This is a genomic window from Flavobacterium microcysteis, assembly GCF_006385255.1.
Lineage (GTDB): Bacteria > Bacteroidota > Bacteroidia > Flavobacteriales > Flavobacteriaceae > Flavobacterium > Flavobacterium microcysteis.
On sequence record NZ_VFJE01000056.1, the window covers coordinates 379,431 to 401,538 of the forward strand.

At 36.8% G+C, this 22,108-nt stretch carries 20 protein-coding genes and 2 tRNA genes; 8 read left to right on the top strand and 14 right to left on the bottom strand.

All coding sequences use genetic code 11. The features are described 5' to 3' along the window. The first annotated feature begins 32 nt into the window (after positions 1–32). The 3 genes from mutS (at position 33) to FJA49_RS15355 (ending at position 2,953) form a co-directional block, all read left to right on the top strand. Positions 33–2,639 carry a DNA mismatch repair protein MutS gene (gene mutS / locus FJA49_RS15345; RefSeq protein ID WP_140001847.1) on the top strand — a complete coding sequence of 869 codons (2,607 nt, stop codon included), beginning with the start codon at positions 33–35 and terminating at the stop codon, positions 2,637–2,639. 141 nt (positions 2,640–2,780) lie between these two features. Further along, positions 2,781–2,853, top strand: a tRNA-Gly gene (locus FJA49_RS15350). 14 nt (positions 2,854–2,867) lie between these two features. Then, positions 2,868–2,953: transfer RNA gene (locus FJA49_RS15355), tRNA-Leu, on the top strand. A 55-nt stretch (positions 2,954–3,008) separates the two neighbouring features. On the opposite strand, the gene FJA49_RS15360 is transcribed toward FJA49_RS15355, so the two are convergent. Both FJA49_RS15360 and FJA49_RS15365 read right to left on the bottom strand, forming a co-directional pair. Continuing rightward, positions 3,009–5,219 (bottom strand): glycosyl hydrolase family 28-related protein, encoded by a 2,211-nt coding sequence (locus FJA49_RS15360; protein ID WP_140001849.1) that lies wholly within the window; start codon positions 5,217–5,219, stop codon positions 3,009–3,011. A 3-nt stretch (positions 5,220–5,222) separates the two neighbouring features. Continuing rightward, entirely contained in the window at positions 5,223–5,633 is a 411-nt protein-coding gene (locus FJA49_RS15365; RefSeq protein ID WP_140001851.1) for a T9SS type A sorting domain-containing protein, read from the bottom strand. Positions 5,634–5,921: 288 nt separating this feature from the next. On the opposite strand from FJA49_RS15365, the gene FJA49_RS15370 reads away from it, so the two are divergent. Next, positions 5,922–6,482 carry a hypothetical protein gene (locus tag FJA49_RS15370; protein WP_140001854.1) on the top strand — a complete coding sequence of 187 codons (561 nt, stop codon included), beginning with the start codon at positions 5,922–5,924 and terminating at the stop codon, positions 6,480–6,482. 158 nt (positions 6,483–6,640) lie between these two features. Here FJA49_RS15370 and FJA49_RS15375 read toward each other — a convergent pair whose 3' ends face one another. Continuing rightward, entirely contained in the window at positions 6,641–7,219 is a 579-nt protein-coding gene (locus FJA49_RS15375; protein ID WP_140001856.1) for a TlpA family protein disulfide reductase, read from the bottom strand. Positions 7,220–7,429: 210 nt separating this feature from the next. On the opposite strand from FJA49_RS15375, the gene FJA49_RS15380 reads away from it, so the two are divergent. Both FJA49_RS15380 and FJA49_RS15385 read left to right on the top strand, forming a co-directional pair. Then, entirely contained in the window at positions 7,430–8,467 is a 1,038-nt protein-coding gene (locus FJA49_RS15380) for an OmpA family protein (protein WP_140001858.1), read from the top strand. Positions 8,468–8,611: 144 nt separating this feature from the next. After that, positions 8,612–8,962, top strand: a complete 351-nt coding sequence (locus FJA49_RS15385) for a DUF1508 domain-containing protein (RefSeq protein WP_140001860.1) — start codon at positions 8,612–8,614, stop codon at positions 8,960–8,962. A 192-nt stretch (positions 8,963–9,154) separates the two neighbouring features. Here the strand turns inward: FJA49_RS15385 and FJA49_RS15390 are convergent, their stop codons facing one another. From FJA49_RS15390 to FJA49_RS15405, 4 genes are all read right to left on the bottom strand, one after another. Beyond that, on the bottom strand, positions 9,155–9,388 hold the full coding sequence (locus FJA49_RS15390; protein WP_056068196.1) for a hypothetical protein: 234 nt from the start codon (positions 9,386–9,388) through the stop codon (positions 9,155–9,157). Between the two features lie 252 nt (positions 9,389–9,640). Next, on the bottom strand, positions 9,641–11,782 hold the full coding sequence (locus FJA49_RS15395) for a S46 family peptidase (protein ID WP_140001862.1): 2,142 nt from the start codon (positions 11,780–11,782) through the stop codon (positions 9,641–9,643). Between the two features lie 96 nt (positions 11,783–11,878). After that, on the bottom strand, positions 11,879–12,325 hold the full coding sequence (locus FJA49_RS15400) for a GNAT family N-acetyltransferase (protein WP_233590188.1): 447 nt from the start codon (positions 12,323–12,325) through the stop codon (positions 11,879–11,881). Between the two features lie 18 nt (positions 12,326–12,343). Then, complete coding sequence (locus FJA49_RS15405) at positions 12,344–13,570, bottom strand: 3-deoxy-D-manno-octulosonic acid transferase (RefSeq protein ID WP_140001863.1); 1,227 nt, start codon at positions 13,568–13,570, stop codon at positions 12,344–12,346. Between the two features lie 99 nt (positions 13,571–13,669). Here FJA49_RS15405 and FJA49_RS15410 point away from each other — a divergent pair, with 99 nt between their 5' ends. Both FJA49_RS15410 and galE read left to right on the top strand, forming a co-directional pair. Next, positions 13,670–14,800 (top strand): DegT/DnrJ/EryC1/StrS family aminotransferase, encoded by a 1,131-nt coding sequence (locus tag FJA49_RS15410; protein ID WP_140001865.1) that lies wholly within the window; start codon positions 13,670–13,672, stop codon positions 14,798–14,800. Positions 14,801–14,863: 63 nt separating this feature from the next. Continuing rightward, positions 14,864–15,880, top strand: a complete 1,017-nt coding sequence (gene galE, locus FJA49_RS15415; protein ID WP_140001867.1) for a UDP-glucose 4-epimerase GalE — start codon at positions 14,864–14,866, stop codon at positions 15,878–15,880. Between the two features lie 55 nt (positions 15,881–15,935). Here the strand turns inward: galE and fabD are convergent, their stop codons facing one another. From fabD to FJA49_RS15450, 7 genes are all read right to left on the bottom strand, one after another. Continuing rightward, positions 15,936–16,811, bottom strand: coding sequence for an ACP S-malonyltransferase (gene fabD, locus FJA49_RS15420; protein ID WP_140001869.1), 876 nt, complete (start codon positions 16,809–16,811; stop codon positions 15,936–15,938). Positions 16,812–16,843: 32 nt separating this feature from the next. Then, complete coding sequence (locus FJA49_RS15425; RefSeq protein WP_140001871.1) at positions 16,844–17,512, bottom strand: YiiX/YebB-like N1pC/P60 family cysteine hydrolase; 669 nt, start codon at positions 17,510–17,512, stop codon at positions 16,844–16,846. 35 nt (positions 17,513–17,547) lie between these two features. Beyond that, positions 17,548–18,066, bottom strand: coding sequence for a DUF4878 domain-containing protein (locus tag FJA49_RS15430; RefSeq protein WP_140001873.1), 519 nt, complete (start codon positions 18,064–18,066; stop codon positions 17,548–17,550). Positions 18,067–18,197: 131 nt separating this feature from the next. Continuing rightward, a complete protein-coding gene (locus FJA49_RS15435; protein WP_233590190.1) occupies positions 18,198–19,124 on the bottom strand; it encodes a bestrophin family protein in 927 nt (308 codons plus the stop codon). A gap of 69 nt (positions 19,125–19,193) precedes the next feature. Then, positions 19,194–19,916 carry a hypothetical protein gene (locus FJA49_RS15440; protein WP_140001877.1) on the bottom strand — a complete coding sequence of 241 codons (723 nt, stop codon included), beginning with the start codon at positions 19,914–19,916 and terminating at the stop codon, positions 19,194–19,196. A gap of 76 nt (positions 19,917–19,992) precedes the next feature. Further along, positions 19,993–21,381 carry a HAMP domain-containing sensor histidine kinase gene (locus FJA49_RS15445; protein WP_140001879.1) on the bottom strand — a complete coding sequence of 463 codons (1,389 nt, stop codon included), beginning with the start codon at positions 21,379–21,381 and terminating at the stop codon, positions 19,993–19,995. After that, positions 21,381–22,061 (bottom strand): response regulator transcription factor, encoded by a 681-nt coding sequence (locus FJA49_RS15450; RefSeq protein ID WP_140001881.1) that lies wholly within the window; start codon positions 22,059–22,061, stop codon positions 21,381–21,383. The genes FJA49_RS15445 and FJA49_RS15450 overlap by 1 nt, the downstream gene beginning before the upstream one ends. Positions 22,062–22,108 lie beyond the last annotated feature (47 nt).

Genomic DNA, 22,108 nt, shown 5'->3' on the forward strand with positions numbered 1-22,108 from the left:
TTAGCAAAAATAATTTAAAAATCTGAATACTCTTGGCCACGAAAGACAAAACTCCGAAAGAAACTCCGTTAATGAAGCAATACAACGAGATAAAGGCGAAATATCCGGATGCCTGTTTGTTGTTCAGAGTAGGAGATTTTTATGAAACTTTTGGAGAAGATGCGATACGCGCTTCAAAAATATTAGGAATCGTCCTCACGAAAAGAGGAGCAGGTTCCGAAACAGAAACAGCTTTGGCTGGATTTCCACACCATTCCCTGAATACGTACTTACCAAAGTTGGTCAAAGCCGGACTTCGTGTAGCGATTTGCGACCAGCTTGAAGATCCAAAAATGACAAAAACCATCGTGAAGCGTGGTGTTACCGAATTGGTGACTCCCGGAGTTTCTATGAATGATGAGGTCTTGCAGTCGAAGTCGAATAATTTCCTGGCTTCGATTTATTTTGGAAAACGGATTATTGGTATTTCATTTCTTGATGTTTCTACAGGAGAATTTCTGGCAGCTCAAGGAAATGAAGAATATATAGACAAACTGCTGCAAAACTTTAGCCCGAGCGAAGTACTAGTTCCAAAACAGAACAAGGCCGATTTTAAAGAGGCTTTTGGAGAGGACTACCATAACTTTTATCTCGAAGATTGGGTTTATAAAGAAGATTATGCTTTTGAAACGCTGACAGGGCATTTTCAGACCAATTCCTTAAAAGGATTTGGAATCGAAGAATTGCCTGAAGGAATTATTGCATCGGGAGCTATTTTATATTATTTGTCCGAAACACAGCATAATAAAGTACAGCACATTACTTCAATACAACGAATTGCTGAGGATGCTTATGTCTGGATGGACCGTTTTACAATCCGCAATTTAGAATTATACCATAGCTATAACCCGAATGCTGTAACGCTGTTGGATGTTATCGATAGGACGCTATCTCCTATGGGTGGGCGTCTTCTGAAACGTTGGTTGGCCTTGCCTTTAAAAGATGCGGATAAGATAAAAGGACGCCATGAAGTGGTTTCGTACTTTAAGGAAAACAATGACGTGCTGAAAAGTATTCAGCAGCAGATCAAGCAGATTTCAGATTTAGAACGATTGATTTCGAAAATCGCCACAGGAAAAGTATCGCCAAGAGAAGTCGTAAACTTAAAAGACTCGCTGGATGCCATTATCCCTATAAAGACATTAGCGCTCGAAAGCAAAAATACGTCAGTTAAAACCATAGGTGATAGTCTTCATAGTTGTGATTTGTTAAGAGAAAAAATCAAGGAGACTTTAAATCCTGAGGCTCCTGTTTCTATCAACAAAGGAAATGCGATTGCCAAAGGCGTGCATGCTGAATTGGATGAACTGAGAAGTATTTCTACTTCTGGAAAAGAATATCTTGAAGGTATCGAACTCCGTGAATCAGAAAAAACAGGGATTTCTTCTTTGAAAATATCCTTCAATAATGTTTTTGGTTATTATATAGAAGTTAGAAATACCCATAAAGATAAAGTGCCGGCAGAATGGATACGTAAGCAGACTTTGGTCAATGCAGAACGTTACATTACGGAAGAATTAAAGGAATATGAAACCAAAATTCTTGGAGCTGAAGAAAAAATCCATCAATTGGAAAGTCAGCTTTTTGAACAACTGGTGACTTGGATTTCTACCTACATAAAGCCTGTACAGCTGAATGCAAATTTGATTGCGCAGTTGGATTGTTTGGCTTCGTTTACACAGCTGGCTATTGAAAATAATTACGTATGCCCGATTCTGGACGAGACATTTGAATTGGACATAAAAAACGGTCGCCACCCGGTAATCGAAAAACAACTCCCGGTTGGAGTTCCTTATATTGCCAATGACGTTTATCTGGATAGGGAAACCCAACAGATAATCATGATTACAGGGCCTAACATGTCCGGTAAGTCGGCTATTTTGCGCCAAACGGCATTGATCGTGCTGTTGGCTCAAATGGGAAGTTTTGTGCCGGCAGAAAGCGTTAGGATGGGAGTCATTGATAAGATTTTTACAAGAGTAGGAGCATCGGATAATATTTCGATGGGTGAATCTACTTTTATGGTTGAAATGAATGAAACGGCTTCTATTCTTAACAACCTTTCGGACAGAAGTTTGGTACTTTTGGATGAAATAGGTAGGGGAACTAGTACGTATGACGGAATCTCAATCGCATGGGCAATTGCAGAATACCTGCATGAGCATCCGGGAAGGCCAAAAACTTTGTTTGCGACGCACTATCATGAGCTTAATGAAATGACTGAAATCCTGGAGCGTATCCAGAATTATAATGTGTCTGTAAAAGAGTTAAAAGACACAGTGCTTTTTATCCGTAAATTAATCAAAGGCGGAAGTGCCCACAGTTTCGGAATACACGTGGCTAAGATGGCAGGAATGCCGCAAACGGTAATCCAGAAAGCACAAAAGCTACTTAAAAAACTAGAGAAAGATCATTCAAGCGAAGCACTAAACGGCACCAAATCTTCAAATGATGAAATGCAGCTGAGTATTTTTAATATGGATGATCCGCTTTTAGAAGAAATAAAAGACGAAATACTCAATTTAGACATCAATACGCTGACTCCGGTTGAAGCCCTGATGAAGCTTAATGAGATTAAAAGAATGCTAGGGAAGAAGTAATGTGATTTTAAAGATTACGTTATCAGAAAGTTATGTTTTTCTTGGTGCTTTTTTAAAAAAAGTTCTTGTATAATTGAATTAATGTATTAAATTTGCATCCGCAATACGGTTCAAGTATTGCAGTTCTTATCAATACAGTATGCGAAAATAGCTCAGTTGGTAGAGCGCGACCTTGCCAAGGTCGAGGTCGCGGGTTCGAGCCCCGTTTTTCGCTCAAATAAAGTCCATGCTCGGATGGTGAAATTGGTAGACACGCTGGACTTAAAATCCAGTGAACAGTAATGTTCGTGCGGGTTCAAGTCCCGCTCTGAGTACAAAAGCCCCTTATTAAGGGGCTTTTTTTTGTTTTAGGACTTTAGAAATATATGATTAGTAAATGGAAACTAATTGATAGACACATCTCTCTTTGTTATTGACACCGTCCAATTTCATAAACATTGCTGCGTGACCTTGCTGGAGTGTAACTGACGCAGGCCCGCCCAAATAAATATTTCTACCGGTAAGTTCATTTACAGGATTCCAGGCATTAAAGGTGATGTCCGATTCCTCAGCCCGAATAAATATTGTTTCTCCCGAATTGATTGATGAATTTATACGATCAATTGGCTTGTTAATACCCTTATTTATCAGAACCACTTTTTTAGCTGAAAGTTCAAGTCCTGATTTCCATTCGTTTGCTGTTCCGAGGTAATTCCATGCATGGATGTTTTTAATTTCCTCATGCTCCGTAATTCCAAAGGTTTCGCTTTGGCGTATGTCATGGAAGCAGTTATTGCGTGAATTGATTACATTGTTGTTGCCGATTCCCATGATAAACAATTCGCCTTCGGTCAGTTTAACATTATTAGGGTCGGTAATCTGGACAAAATTCCTTTCGATGGTAACATGAGAGTCCAATACTGAAATGCACTTTCCTTGGCCTTGAGGCAGAGAGGCACCTAATAGTGACCCGACTCCGGCAGCATTTACAAACCGGCTGTTAAGTATGTTTATTCCTTCTGAATTTTGAATGTCAATAGCAATTTCTGTATCTTCTATCCAACAGTTGTCGATTGTTACGTTTTCGGCATTTACGATCTTGAAACCACGTAATACATGGCCTCCGGTCGCACAGTTGATAAAAGATACCACTGCTCCATTAACCGGTGAATAATCGCCAACGGCAGTTATAAGAATGTTTGTTCCAAGTTCTACTGGTGTAAGAACCGTATCGGTATTGTAAACATATGGAATTTCAAAATTACATTGTAGGAATGTTGTTGTGTTAATTGCTCCGGTAATTTTAAGGCAGTTTGCATTAACTGAGGTCCTTATTATCCATACTCGTTCAAAAAGTAAGTACTGATTATCGAGTGCGCCTGGATTGTTGCCTGGACTGTGCTCACCGCCTTCAAGCCAAATTCCGTTGCCATTTGCACTCGTTATTCTTATGTTTTTGAATGAGCATCCCCAAACTCCACCCCCAAAACGTGTATCGCCTCCTACAAATCTGGCGCCGAAATGAAATCCACCTGCCGTAGTAGGATTCTGTTTTCGCTCTCCTCCCAAATCGATTTGAAGATTCTCTACACAAAGACGGGTTACCGGACCTTCAGGTATTTCGAACATGTAGGGATAGTCTTTTCCAAATGCCACTTCAAACAATGTGCCCTGTTCTCCTATCAAATGTACTTCACTTTTGAGTACTATAGGTTGATCGATATAATAATGCCCCGATGGGAAGTAAAGTGCAAGTGCTCCTCGTTGCTGGCTGTAATGTGGCGGAGCTGGAACATTAGGTGTGCTGGAATTTGGGTTACGGCTATCTGCAATGTAATCAATTGCGGTCTGGATTCTGCTGGAATTACTGATGGTGCTGTATGGTGCTGTGTAAACATCTGGGTATTTCATGATTCCAAAATACATCGCATTAATATAGCCATCGTATTGCCTTACCCATCTGCCTTTTATCGATGAATCTCCTCCTTGATGTGCATTTGCGGTATTTGGCTGGATATAGATCCCGCCATTATCTGGCATATTCTCATTTTCTCTGTAGATAAAAAAGCCATCTCCGCCATCAGCCTCTTTGTAATATCCTTTAACATAGATTACTTTATTCGGTGCCACATCGGTATATAATCTTAAATCTTCATAAACGGTATTAACTGTTTCTATGCTATTTACAGGTACATGTAGTGCGTTTTTTGCGTACAAAGCATAAGGTACACTGACTAACTGCGTTGGCTGTCCTACTACGGTAAAGGTTGTGCCATTAGTGATGTCCTGCGAGAGCTTTAAGTATTTAGCTGCACTGTCCCAAGGAATGGTGCTAAACGTGCCAGTTGTGGCAGTTCCTTCACCGATTCTTAAGTTATAAGCGCCGTTGGCATCGGTTGTTGGATGATGTACTTCTTCATAGATAACAGTCCCGGAAGCGGATCCTTCTAGAATGCTAAATTTAATAGCAATAGTTGTATTCGTGACTGGGCTACCACCGCTATTCAGTGCTATAGCCCGGAAACTGATTAACTCTGGAGGAACTTGTCCAAAGGTGATTGTTGTAATTAACAACATAATAATTTGTATGATCTTTTTCATGATTTAATTCTTTAAAATTTTGGTAGGTAGAAATTCAGCATTTTTTGCGATTAGGAGGTATAAGCCTTCTGCGATATTTTCCAAATTTAAAAATGGCTCCTTTGATACATCCTGACTTTTAACAAGTTTCCCGTCTAATGAGAAAAGGCTAACTTCTGTGAGTTTAACCGACGAAGACAAGTAGAGGATGTCTGAAACTGGATTTGGATATGCCATAAAGAAGGATTCGGTTGCCGGTTTCTCCTTAAATATCTCCACTGTCTTATCGATAGGGAGGATAAAAATTTCACCAATTCCACAATTGGTGTTTAGGGAGTAGGCTGCAGAATTTACATAATGCTCATCAAGATATTTCTTTTGAGCATGCATGGTGCTTTGCACCACGAGAAGAAATAATACAATACTTTTTTTCATAAGTTAAGTTTAATAATTTAAGGTTATCTTCAAAAATACTAATTTTTTTGTATGAATTTTAACATTTTAGTTTCGATATATTTAATGGTCTTGTAGTTCAAAAGCCAGTAAAAAAGGCTATTAACATTGAATAAAATTCATGGGAAAAATAACTACTTGAGCTTTTCCGCTGCATTTGCTGGAGGAATATTTTTTTGGGTTTTAAAAAAGTAAACCCGTGTTATTTTAGATGTATGTTAATAATACATTGTTTAATTTAGGAGAGTGAACAAGTTAATTTTAAATCCTATGAATAAACTTAAAACTGTTTTAGAAATAGTAAAGGGTCAAAATCTAAACGCAACGGTTGAAGATGATAGGTACATTGTTTGGGAGAATTCTTTAGGAAAAACAATCTCTATCAATGCTAAAAATATCGATATTGACAATGGGAAAATTGCATGGTTTCAGTCTGATGAGGATGACTCTTTGGAATTGTTTAGAATTTTTGAAAATAATACATTCTTTGACTTCGAGCCTAAAACCCAACATCCGGGACATGGTTGTGATATATATTTAGTTGAATGGTTAGATGATTCTTTAATTGTAATATATCATGAAAAGCATAATGTTGTAATAGTTTCTGTAAAAGATAAAAATGTTACGACATTTGAATTTTATGGAGATGAGCTGATTCGGAGAGATAATCTCTTGTATTTCAAAGAATACAATCAAAAAGATGTCGTAAGGATTCTTAAGATTCCTGAAATTATAGAATTGGAAAGCATATCAAGAGAGGAGGCTATAAAAAAGGATCTATTGCCTGAAACTTTGGGGTTTGATGCTATTTTAAGTAATAAACGAGGATAAGCTTTAGTTCAGTTAGGTTGTATAGCTCTCAAATCAGAAAGCGGAGCATGGCATAAAATAGCGTGGTTTCAATTGTTCGTCAATTTTAAAACGATAATTTCTAGATTAGTTTATGTCTTAACAATAAAATAGCCATAATTGAGAACCCATGATATCGATTATTTAAGAATAGAATCAATTCGATTGTAAATGTCTACACTGTCTATTTTGCCTTTATAGCTATAAATCGTTTTCTGTTTGTTTAAAATATAAGTAATAGGAATTTCTTCAGATTCTATTTTGATAAAATAATTATCGGAAACAGATTCTTTACTGTTTAATTGGTTTAGTATATACTTCCTGTAAGGGAAATTCTCTAAACTGATATCTTCAAAATCAAATTTACTTGTAGCAAGGAATGATTTGATCTTTACAGAATCCTTGTCTGTCGAAAGTGAAAGGAAAACAATGTTCTTTTTGTCAGAATACTGTTTTTTTAATCGATTCAATAGTGGCATTTCTTCAATGCAGGGTTCACACCATGTGGCCCAAATATTTAATACAATTACATTTTCATCTTTATAGTATTTGTCATAAAAGGGACTGTTTTTAAGTGCGTATTTTTCAGCTTCTTTATATTCTTGCGCTTTGGTGGTGATTCTTAGGTTTTTTAATATGTCAGAATCTTTAAATAGCAAAATGAGAAATAAAAAGAGACCTAGGATAGTAATGAATGTTATTAGAAGTGTTTTTTTCATGGCGATTTTATTAAAACTGTTTTGTTGGCTTTGTAAAGTTTTCTAATTTATAAAAAAGTATTCATTTTTTTGTTGTAAAAATATTTTGATGTTATCGAACACTAAGAAATTTCTCTAGCTGTACTTTCATATCAATAAAACATTTTACTTTGTACTGTGTAACTTTTTTACTTAATAAACTACTAATGCTCAACTATTAAACAAAACTCTATGAACACAACAACCAATCTATTAAAAAAGATGAATCTTGGCAAAACGGCTGCGATAGCTTTGTCTGTACTCGTTATTTCTTGTAACTCTGGTGGTAAAAAAGACCAGCAAGGAACAGAAAAAGACAGTATTCCTGCTGCAGAAGAAACGGCAGTACCTACAGCGGCAAAAGCAAAAGTATTTGATATCAATGCGTATCCAGTATCAGAAAAAGCGTTAGGAGCTTTCCCTTATTTTAACTTGCCAGAAGGATATTATAATTACAACAAGAACAAACCGGTAGATTATGATCGTGCCTATTTTTGGGTTGGTGATCATTTTGAAAAGCCGGAAGGAAAGATTTTTTACGATTATGTAAGGGCAAAAGAAGGGAAGTCGTATAGCGACCTGGAATTGTCAAAAAACATAGAGCAAATCATAACGGAAGCTGGCGGTGTAAAGATAACCGAAAGTAAAGTGCCGCAAGATTCAGTTCCTAACATTCCCGAAAATAACGGCTTGAAATATAAAGACGGATATGGATTTATAGGGCAAATGCCAACTGTGACGTATTTGATTCGCAGAACAGACAGAAATATCTGGATCCAGCATACGCCAACGGACGACGGAAGTTCTATTGGCTGGATGATATTAGAAACCAAACCATTTAAGGCAACGGCATCTCTAATCAAAGCGGAAGCGATGAAGCAGGAGTTGGATAAAACCGGGCACATTGCATTATACGTAAATTTTGATACGGATAAGGCGACAATCAAATCAGAATCAAAGCCGGTAATTGATGAAATTCAAAAGCTTTTAAATAGCGATGCTAAATTGAGAATCCGAATTGAAGGACATACAGATAATAGTGGTACTGCTGCTCGTAATCTAAAACTGTCTGAAGAACGTGCTAAATCTGTAAAAGATGCGCTTGTTGCGGGTGGAATTAACGGTGCGCGTTTAGAATCAAAAGGTTTAGGGCAAACGACTCCTTTGGCTGATAACGGAACGGAAGATGGTAAGGCAAAAAACCGCCGTGTTGAAATCGTGAAGTTATAATATTTAATCTCCTATTGTTGGTGTCGTCTTGTGAGGATTGATATTTATTCTTACATTTGACATACATCATTAAAAGAATAATCAATTAATGAAAAAGCCTCTCTATCGGGAGGCTTTTTTGTCTTTAATCACTTTGAATTTTATATGGGCGCATTCGTTATCAGCAAAAAAGATGAAGATCACTACAAATTTGTCTATACTTCACGTAAAGGCAAGATTGTATTTACCAGTATGACGTATGAATTGAAAATGGATTGTGAGAGCGATATCGAGATTATCAGGGAAAAGGCCGAAACGGCGCTTTGTTTGAAGTTTAAGGCCTCGAGCGGTAAATTCTTTTATAAGCTTATTATAGACAGCAAGATTTATGCGGTAAGCAGAAAATTCAATACGGAGTTGCGATTGGCAAAAGGAATTGCTGAGGTGGCATTGTATGTGCCTAAAGCGGAAGTCTTGGATTTTACGGGAGCCGATATTTTTGCGGATTTGCCGTAATTAGCTTTAATTGATTATCTGATAGCCTTATACCAAAGATAAACTCCAACAAGTTTATGTTTTTCTTGCTAAGTTCCTAGTAATAGAGCTGTTGAACGTTACCGATCTGGTATAAACTTCTCGATAGTCTTTAATTTTAAGGCATAAAAAAACCCTGCTTTTAGCAGGGTTATTTTTTTTACTGTGTGCTAATTATTGTTTAGCAGGAGCAGCAGTTTCAGCTTTAGCAGCTTCAACTTTAGCCTCTTCAGCAACTTTAGTGCTATCAACAGTAGCTTCAGCGTTTACTTCAGCGTTCTCAACAGCTTGAGTAGCCTCAACTTCTGTAGCTTCAACAGCAGCCTCTTCAGCTGGTTTTTCAGTTTCTTTGCAAGAAACAAATGCCATAGTAGCAACTAATGCTAAGCTTAATACAACTTTTTTCATCTTACTAAATTATAAAGGTTAATTATTAATTCGGAGCAAAGATATAAATTTTTTAATATCTTAAAATATTTATTGTATTTTTTTTCAAAGATTTTTTTTAAAAATAAATTCCTTGAATTACAAGGCTTTAAACGGGGTCTTTGTCATTCAATGCTTGTTAAAAACCACAATCGGAGCTCCAATCTGTCAAATTTTCAAATTTGCCGCCCTAATTTTTGTCAATCTTTAAAAAAATAGGGCGCAAATTATCAATTATTTCTTTCCTCCAACGACCTTCATTTCATTGATCAGGTGTTTTGCTCCTGCAAACTTGTCAATGATGAAAAGCACGTATCTCATATCGACCATAATGTTTCTGCAGATAGCAGGGTCGTAATAAATATCGCTCATCGTTCCTTCCCATACACGGTCAAAGTTCAATCCGATAAGATTTCCTTTGGCATCTATGGCAGGGCTACCTGAGTTTCCTCCGGTAGTATGGTTAGTTCCTATAAAACAAACCGGCATTTTTCCATTCTTTCCATATTGCCCGTAATCCTTTTTGTTATAAAGATCAATCAGTTTAGCAGGCACATCAAATTCATAATCACCAGGGATGTATTTTTCCATAACACCATCCAAATAAGTAGTGTGGTTGTAAGTCACGGCATCGCTTGGAGAATAGCCTTTTACTTTTCCGTAGGTTACCCTTAACGTACTGTTAGCATCTGGGAAAATTCTTGCTTCTTTAGGGCTTAGCTCTAAAATGCCTTTCATATAGGTTCTTTGCAGTGCTGCAATCCTAAGGTTGATCTCTTCATATTTTGGACCCACTTCTTTTTGATAAACATCAGCCATTGCTTTTACAAACTGATAACCTTTGTCAGCATTGATCTTTGCCAAGACACTCTTTGTATCGCCGCTTAGTAATTCTTTCAGGCCTTTGTAGGTTGTTAGTTTTGACTGGTCGTAAATTTTATCGGTCAATTTTTTATAATCTGAATTTTTCATGCTTGCAGGCAAAAACTGTTTCGGTACTTTGGTAGCATACAGTTCAATCAGCTGTTCAAAAACTTTTTCGTCTACAGAAGCATTAAAATCTTTATACGTTTCTTCTAAGCCCTTGATTGTAGCTTCTTTTCTATCTTTAAAAGATTGTTCTCCTCTAAGGTTATATACCTGCTCTAATTGGTAAAGACGGTATCCGATAGTCAGCATTTCCGTATTTCTTAATACGACTTCTGTGAAATAATCTCTGCTTAAAGCATAAGGAGCAATTTCTGCATAGTTTTTTTCAAAATCAGTAAACAGATTTCCATACTCGGCCTGTTTTCCTGCTTTGTTTACTTTTTCAAGAAAATCTTTTTCAAATTTCTTTTTTGCTTCAATAGCATTTGATTTTTTTAACCCTTGAGTTTCACCAATCCATTTTTTCCAATAGTTAGCAATACTCGCATATTTAGAAGCATATTGGATTTTGATTGCCTTATCTTTTCTCATGAAGCCATCGGCCACTTTTAAGGCTTTGTCTCTGATTTCGATTTTAGCAGGGTTCAATTCATTTACGATTTGCTCTACAGCAACAGACGGAAGGTATTCCGTAGTTCTGCCAGGATATCCAAAAACAAGCGTAAAATCATTTTCTTCCACACCTTTTATAGAAACCGGAAGAAAGTGCTTTGGAGTATAAGGAACGTTGTCTTTTGAATAGGCTGCCGGACGGTTGTTTTTGTCGGCATAAATTCTGAATAAAGAAAAGTCACCTGTGTGTCTTGGCCATACCCAGTTGTCTGTATCTGAACCGAATTTTCCGATAGAAGATGGCGGAGCACCAACCAAACGTACATCTTTATAGCTTTCAACTACAAAAAGAATGTACTGGTTTCCTTCATAAAACGTACGGATACGGTTTTCCTGCCAGGCTTCTTTTGGAGAAGACTTTGTCAGGGAAGCCATGTTTTCCTGAATTTTTTTCTGCTTATCAGTTTCTGAAGAAATAGCTGCAACTCCATCTAAAATTTTGGCAGTTACATCCTCTATTTTTACGATAAAGGTTACTTCCAGGTCCGGATTTGGGAGTTCTTCTTCAAGACTCATTGCCCAAAAACCGTCTGTTAAATAATCATGTTCTACTGTTGAATGTGATTGGATTTCGCCAAAACCACAGTGGTGGTTTGTTAGAAGCAACCCTTTTGGAGAGATAACTTCAGAAGTACAGCCACCGTTAAATTGAGGCACTGCATCTTTAAGGCTCGATTTGTTTACGTCATAAATGTCAGAAGCTGACATTTTCATTCCCAGATTTTTCATTTCTGTTTCATTCATCCCTTTCAAAAGCGATGGAATCCACATTCCGCCTTGCTGCGAATAGGCAGGAAGAACCAGTAAAAGGACAATAAGTCTTAAAAATTTCATAGGTAAAAATTGAAGTTTAGAGGTCGCAATTTACAATTTTTGATCCAAAACCGAACTATTTAACAATTCCTGAAATTTTTAAAGCCTTTTTTAAAGTTATTTTAGAGTCAGTTTCATGAGGCTTCGATTGTGAACTACAAAATCCTTGGAGAGGTATAAGTTCTGCGCAATCTTATTGTGATTTTCTATTTCGAGGTAGACGACTTTTAATGAAAGAGAAAGAGCTTCTTGATGGATAAAGTCTAAGGCTTTTTTGCCTATTCCTTTACCTCTAGCTTTATCAGAAATATATAACTCGTCCAAAAAGGCAATGATGCCTTTGTATTCAAAGCTAAAAATAAAAGTCATAATGATATAACCTACTATTTCTTCGTCTGAATAAATTAGCCAGGCTCTTCCCAAATGTGGGTTTTCTAAAAACTCCAGAAACAAAGTCTTTGAAACAGCGATATCGATTGGGTAATTGTCAATGCTATAAAACTCCTGCATCATTGGCAGGATAGTATCGATATCTGAAAGTTGCAAAGGTCTGAAAGTTGCCATGTCTGTATTTTTAATGGATTATAGATTGTTTAGGATAATTTCTGTAGCATTTTTATTCATCTGGACAAATGTACTTGCGACATGTCCTTTTTCGGAACGTTCATCTTCATTTTGGATTAGGAAAGAGAGTGTTTCTTCTAATTCCTTTTTATTTTTTACTGAAATACAGCCTCCCATTCCTACTAAGGCAACAGCTTCCGAAAATTTCTGATAATTCGGGCCTATAACGATAGGTATTCCAAAAGTGGCAGGTTCTAAAATGTTGTGCAATCCGGAAGTTCCGAAACCACCTCCTACATAAGCGATGTCCGCATAACTGTAGATTTTTGTTAGAATGCCAATTGTATCGATGATAAAAACATCATACTCTGCTAGGGTCTTGTTTTTTATTTCAGAAAACAGAATAGTCTTTTTTGAAATACTGTTTTTCAATTCGCTAATCTGTTCCGGTTTTACATTATGGGGAGCAATAATAAATTTAACGCCAAAAGGATTTGTGTTTATGAAATCAACCAATTGGTTCTCATCTTTTGGCCAAGTGCTTCCACAGACGATAGTCAATTTTCCATCTTTGAATTTTTCTACGAAATCTAAAGAGTTGTCTCTTCCTAAGATTTTTAATACTCTGTCAAAACGGGTATCACCGCATATTTTTACATTCTGAAAACCAACCTGCTGCAATAATAATTTAGAACTTTCATTCTGCACAAAAAACATTTTGAAGGCTGTCAGGGCTTTTCGGTAAAAAGTGCCATACCATTTAAAGAAAATCTGGTCTTTTCTGAAAATTCCGGAAAAGAGATAGGTTGGGATATTTCGTTCTTTTAATTCTTTCAAATAATTCGGCCAGAATTCATATTTAATAAAAAATGCCATTTCGGGATGTACCAGCTTTAAGAATTCAGCAGCATTTTTTTCGGTGTCCAAAGGAAGATAGACGATTATATCTGCGGCAGTTGAGTTCTTTCTTACTTCATATCCTGAAGGTGAAAAAAAAGTCAATACGATTTTGTGCTCTGGATACTGGATGCGAATTTTTTCCATAACAGGAAGTCCTTGTTCGAATTCACCAAGCGAAGCAGAATGGAACCAGATTGTTTTGTCTGTTGGCTGGATTTTATTACGCAAAGTCTTGAAAACATTTTTTCTGCCGTTTACAAAAAGCTTCATTTTTGGATTGAAAAATGCGATAGCTTTTAAAGCATATCCCGCAATGATTACCAACAGATTATAAAGAAAAAACATAAGCCTGATTTTGAATTGCTAAAATACGCTAGTTTCGAGAAATTTCATTGGTCGTCCGTCATTTTATTAGTAGTTTTGCTTGTTTTAAATTTAATTTAGATGAAAAAAATCCAAATGGTTGACCTTAAAGGTCAATACGAAAATATAAAGGAAACGGTAAACAATTCTATTCAGGAAGTTCTTGATACCAATACTTACATTAATGGTCCTGAAGTTCACAAATTCCAAAAAAATCTTGAAGAATATCTAGGAGCAAAACATGTTATTCCGTGTGCCAATGGTACGGATGCTTTGCAAATTGCCATGATGGCATTGGATTTGAAACCAGGCGATGAAGTCATTACGGCAGATTTTACTTTTGCAGCAACGGTTGAAGTGATTGCGCTTTTGCAACTGACTCCGGTTTTGGTAGATGTTGAAATCGATACTTTTAATATTTCTGTTGAAGCAATAAAAAAAGCAATTACGCCAAAAACCAAAGCAATCGTTCCGGTTCACCTTTTTGGACAAGCAGCCAATATGGAGGCAATTATGCAATTGGCGAAAGAGCACAATTTGTATGTAATTGAAGACAATGCCCAAGCTATTGGTGCGGATTACAAATATTTTGACGGTAAAAAAGAAAAAGTAGGAGTGATTGGTCATGTGGCTTCCACATCCTTTTTCCCATCAAAGAATTTAGGCTGCTATGGTGACGGAGGTGCTATTTTTACCAATGATGATGATTTGGCTCACAAATTACGTGGAATCGTAAATCACGGTATGTATGTGCGTTACCATCATGATGTTGTGGGTGTGAATTCTCGTTTGGATAGCATACAAGCAGCGGTTTTAAATGCAAAACTTCCACTTTTGGATGAATATAATGCAGCCAGACAGCTTGCGGCTCAAAAATACAGCCAGGCTTTGGCAAATCATAAAAATATAGTGACACCTTATATAGCGGGAGAAAGAGATTCGCATGTTTTCCACCAATATACTTTAAGGATATTGGATGCGGACAGAAATGCTTTAATGCAGCATTTATTAGATAAAGGTATTCCTTGCGCTATCTACTATCCGATTCCGTTACACAGCCAGAAAGCGTATTTGGATTCTCGTTATAAGGAAGAAGATTTTCCAATTACAAACCAATTGGTACAAGAAGTGATTTCATTGCCAATGCATACGGAATTGGATGATGAGCAGATTAAGTTTATCACAGATTCTATTTTGGAATTTCTTGGATGATCATAATAAAATGACAAATAGCTTGTTTTAGATTTACGATCATTCACCAAAAAAATAAATAAATTGAAAAAAATACTTGTAACAGGAGGATTAGGTTTCATAGGTTCACATACTGTTGTTGAATTACAAAATGAAGGCTTTGAAGTTGTAATCATTGATAATATGTTGAATGCAGAAGAAAAGGTGATATACGGAATTGAAGCCATTACAGGAAAAAAACCGGTTTTTGAAAATCTTGATTTGAGAGAAAAAGAAGCTGTAAAATCGTTTTTCAAAAAATATAATGACATTGCCGGAGTAATTCATTTTGCGGCTTCAAAAGCAGTAGGCGAAAGCGTGGAAAATCCACTATTGTATTATGAAAATAATATTAATGCCCTGGTTTATATGTTGCAGGAATTGCAGGCAAAGACAGCTGCAAATTTTATTTTTAGTTCTTCTTGTACTGTATATGGACAGGCGGAAAAAATGCCTATAACAGAAAACGCTTCTGTACAGCCGGCGATTTCTCCTTATGGAAATACAAAACAAATTGGTGAAGAAATAATTCAGGATGTGGCCAAAGTATCAAATATCAATGCGATTCTTTTGCGCTATTTCAACCCGATTGGAGCACATCCTTCGGCAGAAATAGGAGAACTTCCTATTGGAGTGCCACAAAATCTGGTGCCTTTTATCACTCAGACAGGCATTGGATTGAGAAAAGAGCTTTCAGTTTTCGGATCCGATTATCCTACTCCAGACGGCACCTGTATCCGTGATTATATTCATGTTGTAGACTTGGCAAAAGCTCACGTTGTTGCTCTAAAAAGACTGATAGAAAAGAAAAACGAAACTGCTGTTGAGGTTTTTAATGTTGGAACAGGAAAAGGCAGCAGTGTTTTAGAGGTTATCCGATCTTTTGAAAAAGTCAGCGGGCAAAAATTACCATACAAGCTGGTTGGAAGACGTGAAGGAGACATTGTGGAAGCCTATGCAGATACTCAAAAAGCAAACACTATACTAGGCTGGAAAGCAGAATCAACTTTAGATGAAGCTGTCGAAAGCGCCTGGAAATGGGAAAAGAAAATCAGAAGTTAGATAAATAAAAAATCCCGCATTTCAATGCGGGATTTTTTTATGGAGTAGTGTCAGATTAAGCAGAAAAAGTAGCTGCTTCTTTGTCAATTTTGTTGACTAATCCAATTAATACTTTTCCAGGACCTACTTCTGTAAAGGAAGTAGCACCGTCTTTTATCATTTGCTGTACAGATTGCGTCCATTTTACTGGAGCTGTCAATTGTGTGATAAGATTCTTTTTGATTTCGTTCGGGTCAGAAACTGCGCTTGCAGGTACATTTTGATATACCGGACAAATAGGCTGTGAAAAGACAGTGCTTTCGATAGCAGCGGCCAATTCTTCTCTGGCAGGCTCCATCATTGGAGAATGGAATGCACCTCCAACAGGAAGGATCAAAGCGCGTTTTGCTCCGGCAGCTTTCATAGCTTCGCAGGCTTTTTCAACAGCTGTTGTTTCTCCTGAAATTACTAGCTGTCCAGGACAGTTATAGTTAGCTGCAACTACAATACCGTCGATAGAAGCGCAAACCTCTTCAACAACATGGTCTTCTAAACCTAAAACGGCTGCCATTGTAGAAGGAGTGATTTCGCAGGCTTTCTGCATGGCCATGGCTCTTTGAGAAACCAATTTTAATCCGTCTTCAAAGGACAAGGTGCCGTTGGCAACCAAAGCAGAAAATTCACCTAAGGAATGGCCGGCCACCATTTCCGGTTTGAAATTATCGCCTAATGTCTTGGCAAGAATAACAGAGTGCAGAAAAACTGCTGGTTGGGTTACTTTGGTTTCTTTTAGCTGTTCGGCTGTTCCTTCAAACATGATATCTGTGATTCGAAAGCCTAAAATTGCATTAGCTCTTTCGAATAATTCTTTTGCTAGTTCTGATTGTTCGTAAAGGTCTTTTCCCATTCCTGTGAATTGGGCTCCCTGACCTGGAAATACGTATGCCTTCATTTGTTCTCAGTTTTGTTTATGTCGCAAAAATACTATTTATTCTTAATATCGTATTGATTTATCTTGATGTCGAAATATTGAGTGTCATACATAGGAGTCATAGAAAAAAAGAATTTTTTCCGTGCTTCTGCTTCAGTAGGCAAAGTCACACAGTGCAGGTCTTTTTCTAAGATTTTCCATATCATTTCGGTACAGAAAAATTTTGAGTCATCATCAAAATCTCCTTTATGATCAAAAGGAATATGCATGGCGAGATATTTTTGTGCCAGCTGTGAAATTTGCATTCCCATGTTTTTATCGCAGTTTTTGGCCCGCGTAATAATGATTTTGTTAGGGAAGGAATATTTTAAAAATTCTTTGAGGGGCTGAAGTTGCAACCCGTCGATGTCAGTTACATCTGAAGATAAAGAATGTACGACATATATGGAGTCGTTGCGTTTTATTAGGATACCCGCATGCGTAACATCGATGGAGCCTGAATTGAGTTCTTTGGAAATATAATTGCTGAAAAAACCAAAGCCTCTGCGAAGAATGAAGTCACCGTCTTCAATTTTTGAAAGTTCTTCTTCCGAAAGCCGGGTTATGGCTTCATTTTTTATAATGTCTTTCTGTTCTGATTTTTTATCAAAATAAAAAAACAGCTTATAGGCGACAATTCCTAAAATAAAAAGCATTGCTATGTAAAAAATAAATTTCTTCATTATAGCAATGCTTTTATAAATGTTTAAGGTTTTAGTTATTCTGCCGTGGTTGTTGAATCAGCAGGAACAACTGGAGCGTCAGCAGGAGCATCTAAAGAATCGGTAGCTTCAGTGTCAGCACCTGGAGCTTTTGCGCCTTCTTTATTAGCGTTTTCCTTATCAATAGTTACTTTCCATTTTCCGTCAACTTTTACCAAGTTAAGAGTTTGTTCAGCAGCATTTGGTGCTTTACCTCCAACAGTTTTGTATTTTACGGTAGCTTTGTCGTCTTTAACTTCAGAAGAAATAATTTCAACTTTTGCGTCGTTGTTTTTTAATTCGTCTTTTTTAGCACCAGCTGCCATAGATTCCATCATTCCGATTAAAGAAGCTGTCTGCTCATCACAGTATTCTTTTGCTTCTTTGAACTCTCCTTTATTAACGTGGTTTAGGAATTTTTCCGCTACCGCTTCTGGATTGCCCTCGTTAGAACATGAAACAAAAAAACTGAAGGATAAGAATCCTAAGATTAAGAATGCTTTACCAGCAATGCTTTTGAAAGTGTTTGTCTTCATAAATTGTTTTGTTAGATTTATGTAAAAGTAAAATTTTTTCAGAGATAACAAGTAAAGTATGCATAAATGTTTTTGTATTTACTAAAAAAACCGACCTTATTTAAGGTCGGTTTTAGAAAAAGGGATTAAACTTACAGTACAAAATACGAATTTTTAACGGGTTGGATATGATGGAGTTCAGCTTCCGGTTTTTTGACCGGAGCTTCGAATTCATCACGGAATTCATTTACCATCTGAACCAGGTTCTTTTCGATTGTACTTGAAATAGCAGTCATTGGTGTATCTGTTGGTCGGTTTTCAAACGGATCTTGCAGATGGATAGCCATCTTTTCAATCAGGAAGAATGCCGCACCAATAGTGGTTACCAACGGGATCTGAAGCCAGCCTAATAAATCAGTCAAACCAAAAGGCAAGAGGATAATAAAAAGGCATAGCGTGAAACGAATGTACATGCTATAAGTGGTCGGGAAGATGGTATTTTTAATTCTTTCACACTTTCCCATAGAATCGCAGAGTCTTGTTAACGTATTGTCAATTTCTACTTGCTGGTAGGTGTTTATCTTCCCTTGTTCATTTGCTTTTTTCAGGTCTTTGGAATGCAACAGCAATATTGCATTCGGGACATGCTTGTGCTTTTTGATATATCTGAAATCTTCTTCGCTTAAGATTTGTTTTACTGCTTTTAAAGGATCTTTTCCTCTAAGCGATTGGCTAAGGCTATAACACCATGCCGCCTGCCTTTTTGCAAAGTTTTCTTTGAAATCATTTGCTTCTACTGAAAAATCTGGATCTTTATAGAAGGCAATGACCTGTCTGATCAATGTTCTGGAATCGTTTACGATCGCACCCCAAATGATTCGTGCTTCCCACCAGCGGTCATATGCCTGATTGGATTTAAATGCCAGCAACAGCGATATGATGGTTCCGATGATTGTTGGGATAGCAATTGGAATGTTTATAGCGTTAGTTCCATAATAATATAGGAAAATTTCAAAGGAGATAACGTATAGGATGACTAAGAAAAGCTCTACTCGAATCTTTCCTAGTACATATTTCATTGGTATTTTCTTTTTTAGTAGCATATAAATGTATTTTCTTTTTTAATAATTTTTCCATGGCCAGCGGATTTAGACAATTTCCTCATATAAAGACAATACGGGCAGGCCAAAGCTTTCGTTAATGCTGAAGTCTCTGTTTTTCAGCTTGATTTTTTTAGGTTTTCTTGTTTCTATCAAGAGATTGATGTTGTTTTTTGTAATGGCTTCTGTCAACAACGGCTGAATTTCTTCGGGTTTTTGGTCGCTGAAAATTTTTGCCTGACTTACAATTCTGAAATCAAAATGACTCTGGACAAGTTCTTGCAAATCTTCCACATGCAGCCTTGATTTTGTTTGTTCCAGATATAAAGCTTTGCTTAAATCTTGTTCTTCAAAGTTTGGGCTCAGGTGTAGTATCGGACATTTGCAATTGGCAAGAATCTGCAGAAATTGATTGTGTATTCTTCTTTCGGTATTTTTATAAGAAGGTGTAAGGATGGTCAATTCGATGTTGAGGTGTTCCATCAGGTTTTTCATTACCGGAGCAGAAATCCCATATTGATTGTGAATTTTTAACGTGCAGTTTTGTGTAGTAGCAATCAAATCACGACAGCTGTCCAAGATGCTTTTTTGAGAAACACTCATGTCGCTTTTAATGTTTCTTAAAAAAGTAGCAGAAGAGTAGGTGTCCGGAATTTCACTAATCAATGCTAAAAATATGGTGCAGCTTTTTCCTTTTGATTGTTGGATAGCAACTTTAATAGCATTGATTGTGTCTTGTTCTAATGTCGATGGTATTAATAGATTTTTCATATGTATAGCGTTTTAATTATACATACAAAATAACGGGGCCGAAATTAGAACGGTCTTAGATTAAAATTAGAATTTCTTAAGATTTTACATTAGAATTTCTAATGTTGGTTTTATGGAAGGTGATATTTACGACTGTACCTTTTCCGGTTTCAGACTGGATGTGGAGTTCTCCATTGTGCATTCGGATGATTTTCATCGCCAAAGGCAGTCCTAAACCATAGCCATTATATTTGGATGCTATCTTCCCTCTAAAGAAAGGCTCATACAAATAAGGAATGTCTTCAGGAGGAATACCAATACCGATATCGGTTATAGCAATCTTAATTTTTGATTTGTCTGCAGAAAGCGTTACAAAAACTTCATCGTTGTCGGAATATTTTACACCGTTTGAAATGATATTGTTTAAAGCCAATTCCAGCAGTGGTCTGTTGCAAGGAATAGTTAGAAGTGATTCGTCTTCCGGAATGGCATTGAGTTTAATGTTGACGCGATTGTTTGGAAATAAAGTATCGATGGAAGCCTTTGCTTCCAAAAGCAGTTCATCAATTCTGGCAATATCCAATACTTGTTTAGTTCCATCATAACCGGTTTGGGTCAATTTCAACAAACTTTCTGTCAGATTGCCCAGTTTAGTAGCTTGGCGATTTATGTTTTCTAATGAACCAACATATTCTTCAACCTCTCTTTCTTTTAAGAGCATGATTTCTGTCTCGGCTATAATGGTAGTAATAGGCGTTTTGAGTTCGTGGGAAGCATTGTTGATAAAATTTGCCTGTATTTCAAAAGAAGTTTCCAGACGATCCAGCATATCATTAAACGTTTTTGTAAGGTCTGATATTTCGTCATTTCCTTCGGTATCTGCTAATCTGTTGTGAAGGTTAGAAGCGCTGATTCGTTTAACTTCTTTGGTAATTCGGGCCATAGGATCAATAACACGGCGAGCTAAAAGTTTTCCGAAAAAGAAAGCCAAGACCAAGAATCCAGCTCCTCCCAATACTAAAATTTGTACCATATAAATGGCGCTTGTATATCCTCGACGGTCTTTAGCGGTGACAATTACCATATATTTTTGCCCTGATTCTTTAAAAATCTGGCCATAATAATAACTGTAGTTTTCTTCAATCCAACTGGATCCGGTTTTCATCACACTGGCATAAAATTCCGGAGGAAGATGCAAGTCCGTGTTGTATTCAAAAGTATTTTCTCCGCTTACTTTTAGGACAAAGTCTTTTTCTTCGACCAGTTCTTCAAGTCCTTCTTTTTTGAATTCTTTGAAATAGCGGGTTTTACTAAGATCGTTCTGGTAATAGATTGAAGAAGCGATTTTTGCCCGATCCTGAAGCCTTTTCAGAAAATAATATTCGTTATTCTGCTTGAACAGAAAAAAAACCACTACGCTCAAAAGCAACGTGCTTAAGCACGAAAGCGCAATATAGGTAACGGTAATTTTTTTTCGGATTTGCATCAGGATTGAGGTTTTATTACATATCCAAGACCTTTAATAGTATGGATTAATTTGTTTTGGTAAGGTTTGTCTATCTTGTTTCTCAGGTAATTGATGTACACATCCACGACATTCGTATTCATGTCAAAATTGATATCCCATACATTATCCAGAATTTTTTCACGGGATAGTATGATTTCTGTGTTTTTTGCCAGATAATATAATAATTTGAATTCTTTGGCCGTGAGCTGTATTGTTTCGCCGTTCCGCTTTACGGTTTTTGATCGGGAATCGATTTCCAGATCATCAATCTGGATTTTATCATTAGGCTTATGATCCTGGCTTGATCTTCTGGCCAAAGCACTTATGCGGGCTTCCAATTCTGAAAATTTGAAAGGTTTGGCTAGATAATCATCGGCACCGGCATTTAATCCCGTCACAATGTTTTCTGTAGTTCCCAATGCAGTCAATAAGAGAATCGGGATAAAATTCTTAGAAGCTCTGAGTCGTCTGCAGATTTCGATCCCGTTAATGTCAGGGAGCATAATATCAAGAATAATCACATCAAAATTATGGTTTTGAATCATCTCGAGAGCAGTGGTGCCATCCAGAGCGACACTAACTTCATTGTTTTTTTCGGAAAGTCCTTTTCGAATAATCGATAAAAGATTAGGTTCGTCTTCAACAATGAGTAGCTTCATAAAAATGGGGTTTGGTGCTTCAAACAAAAATAGAGATTGAAATGTTA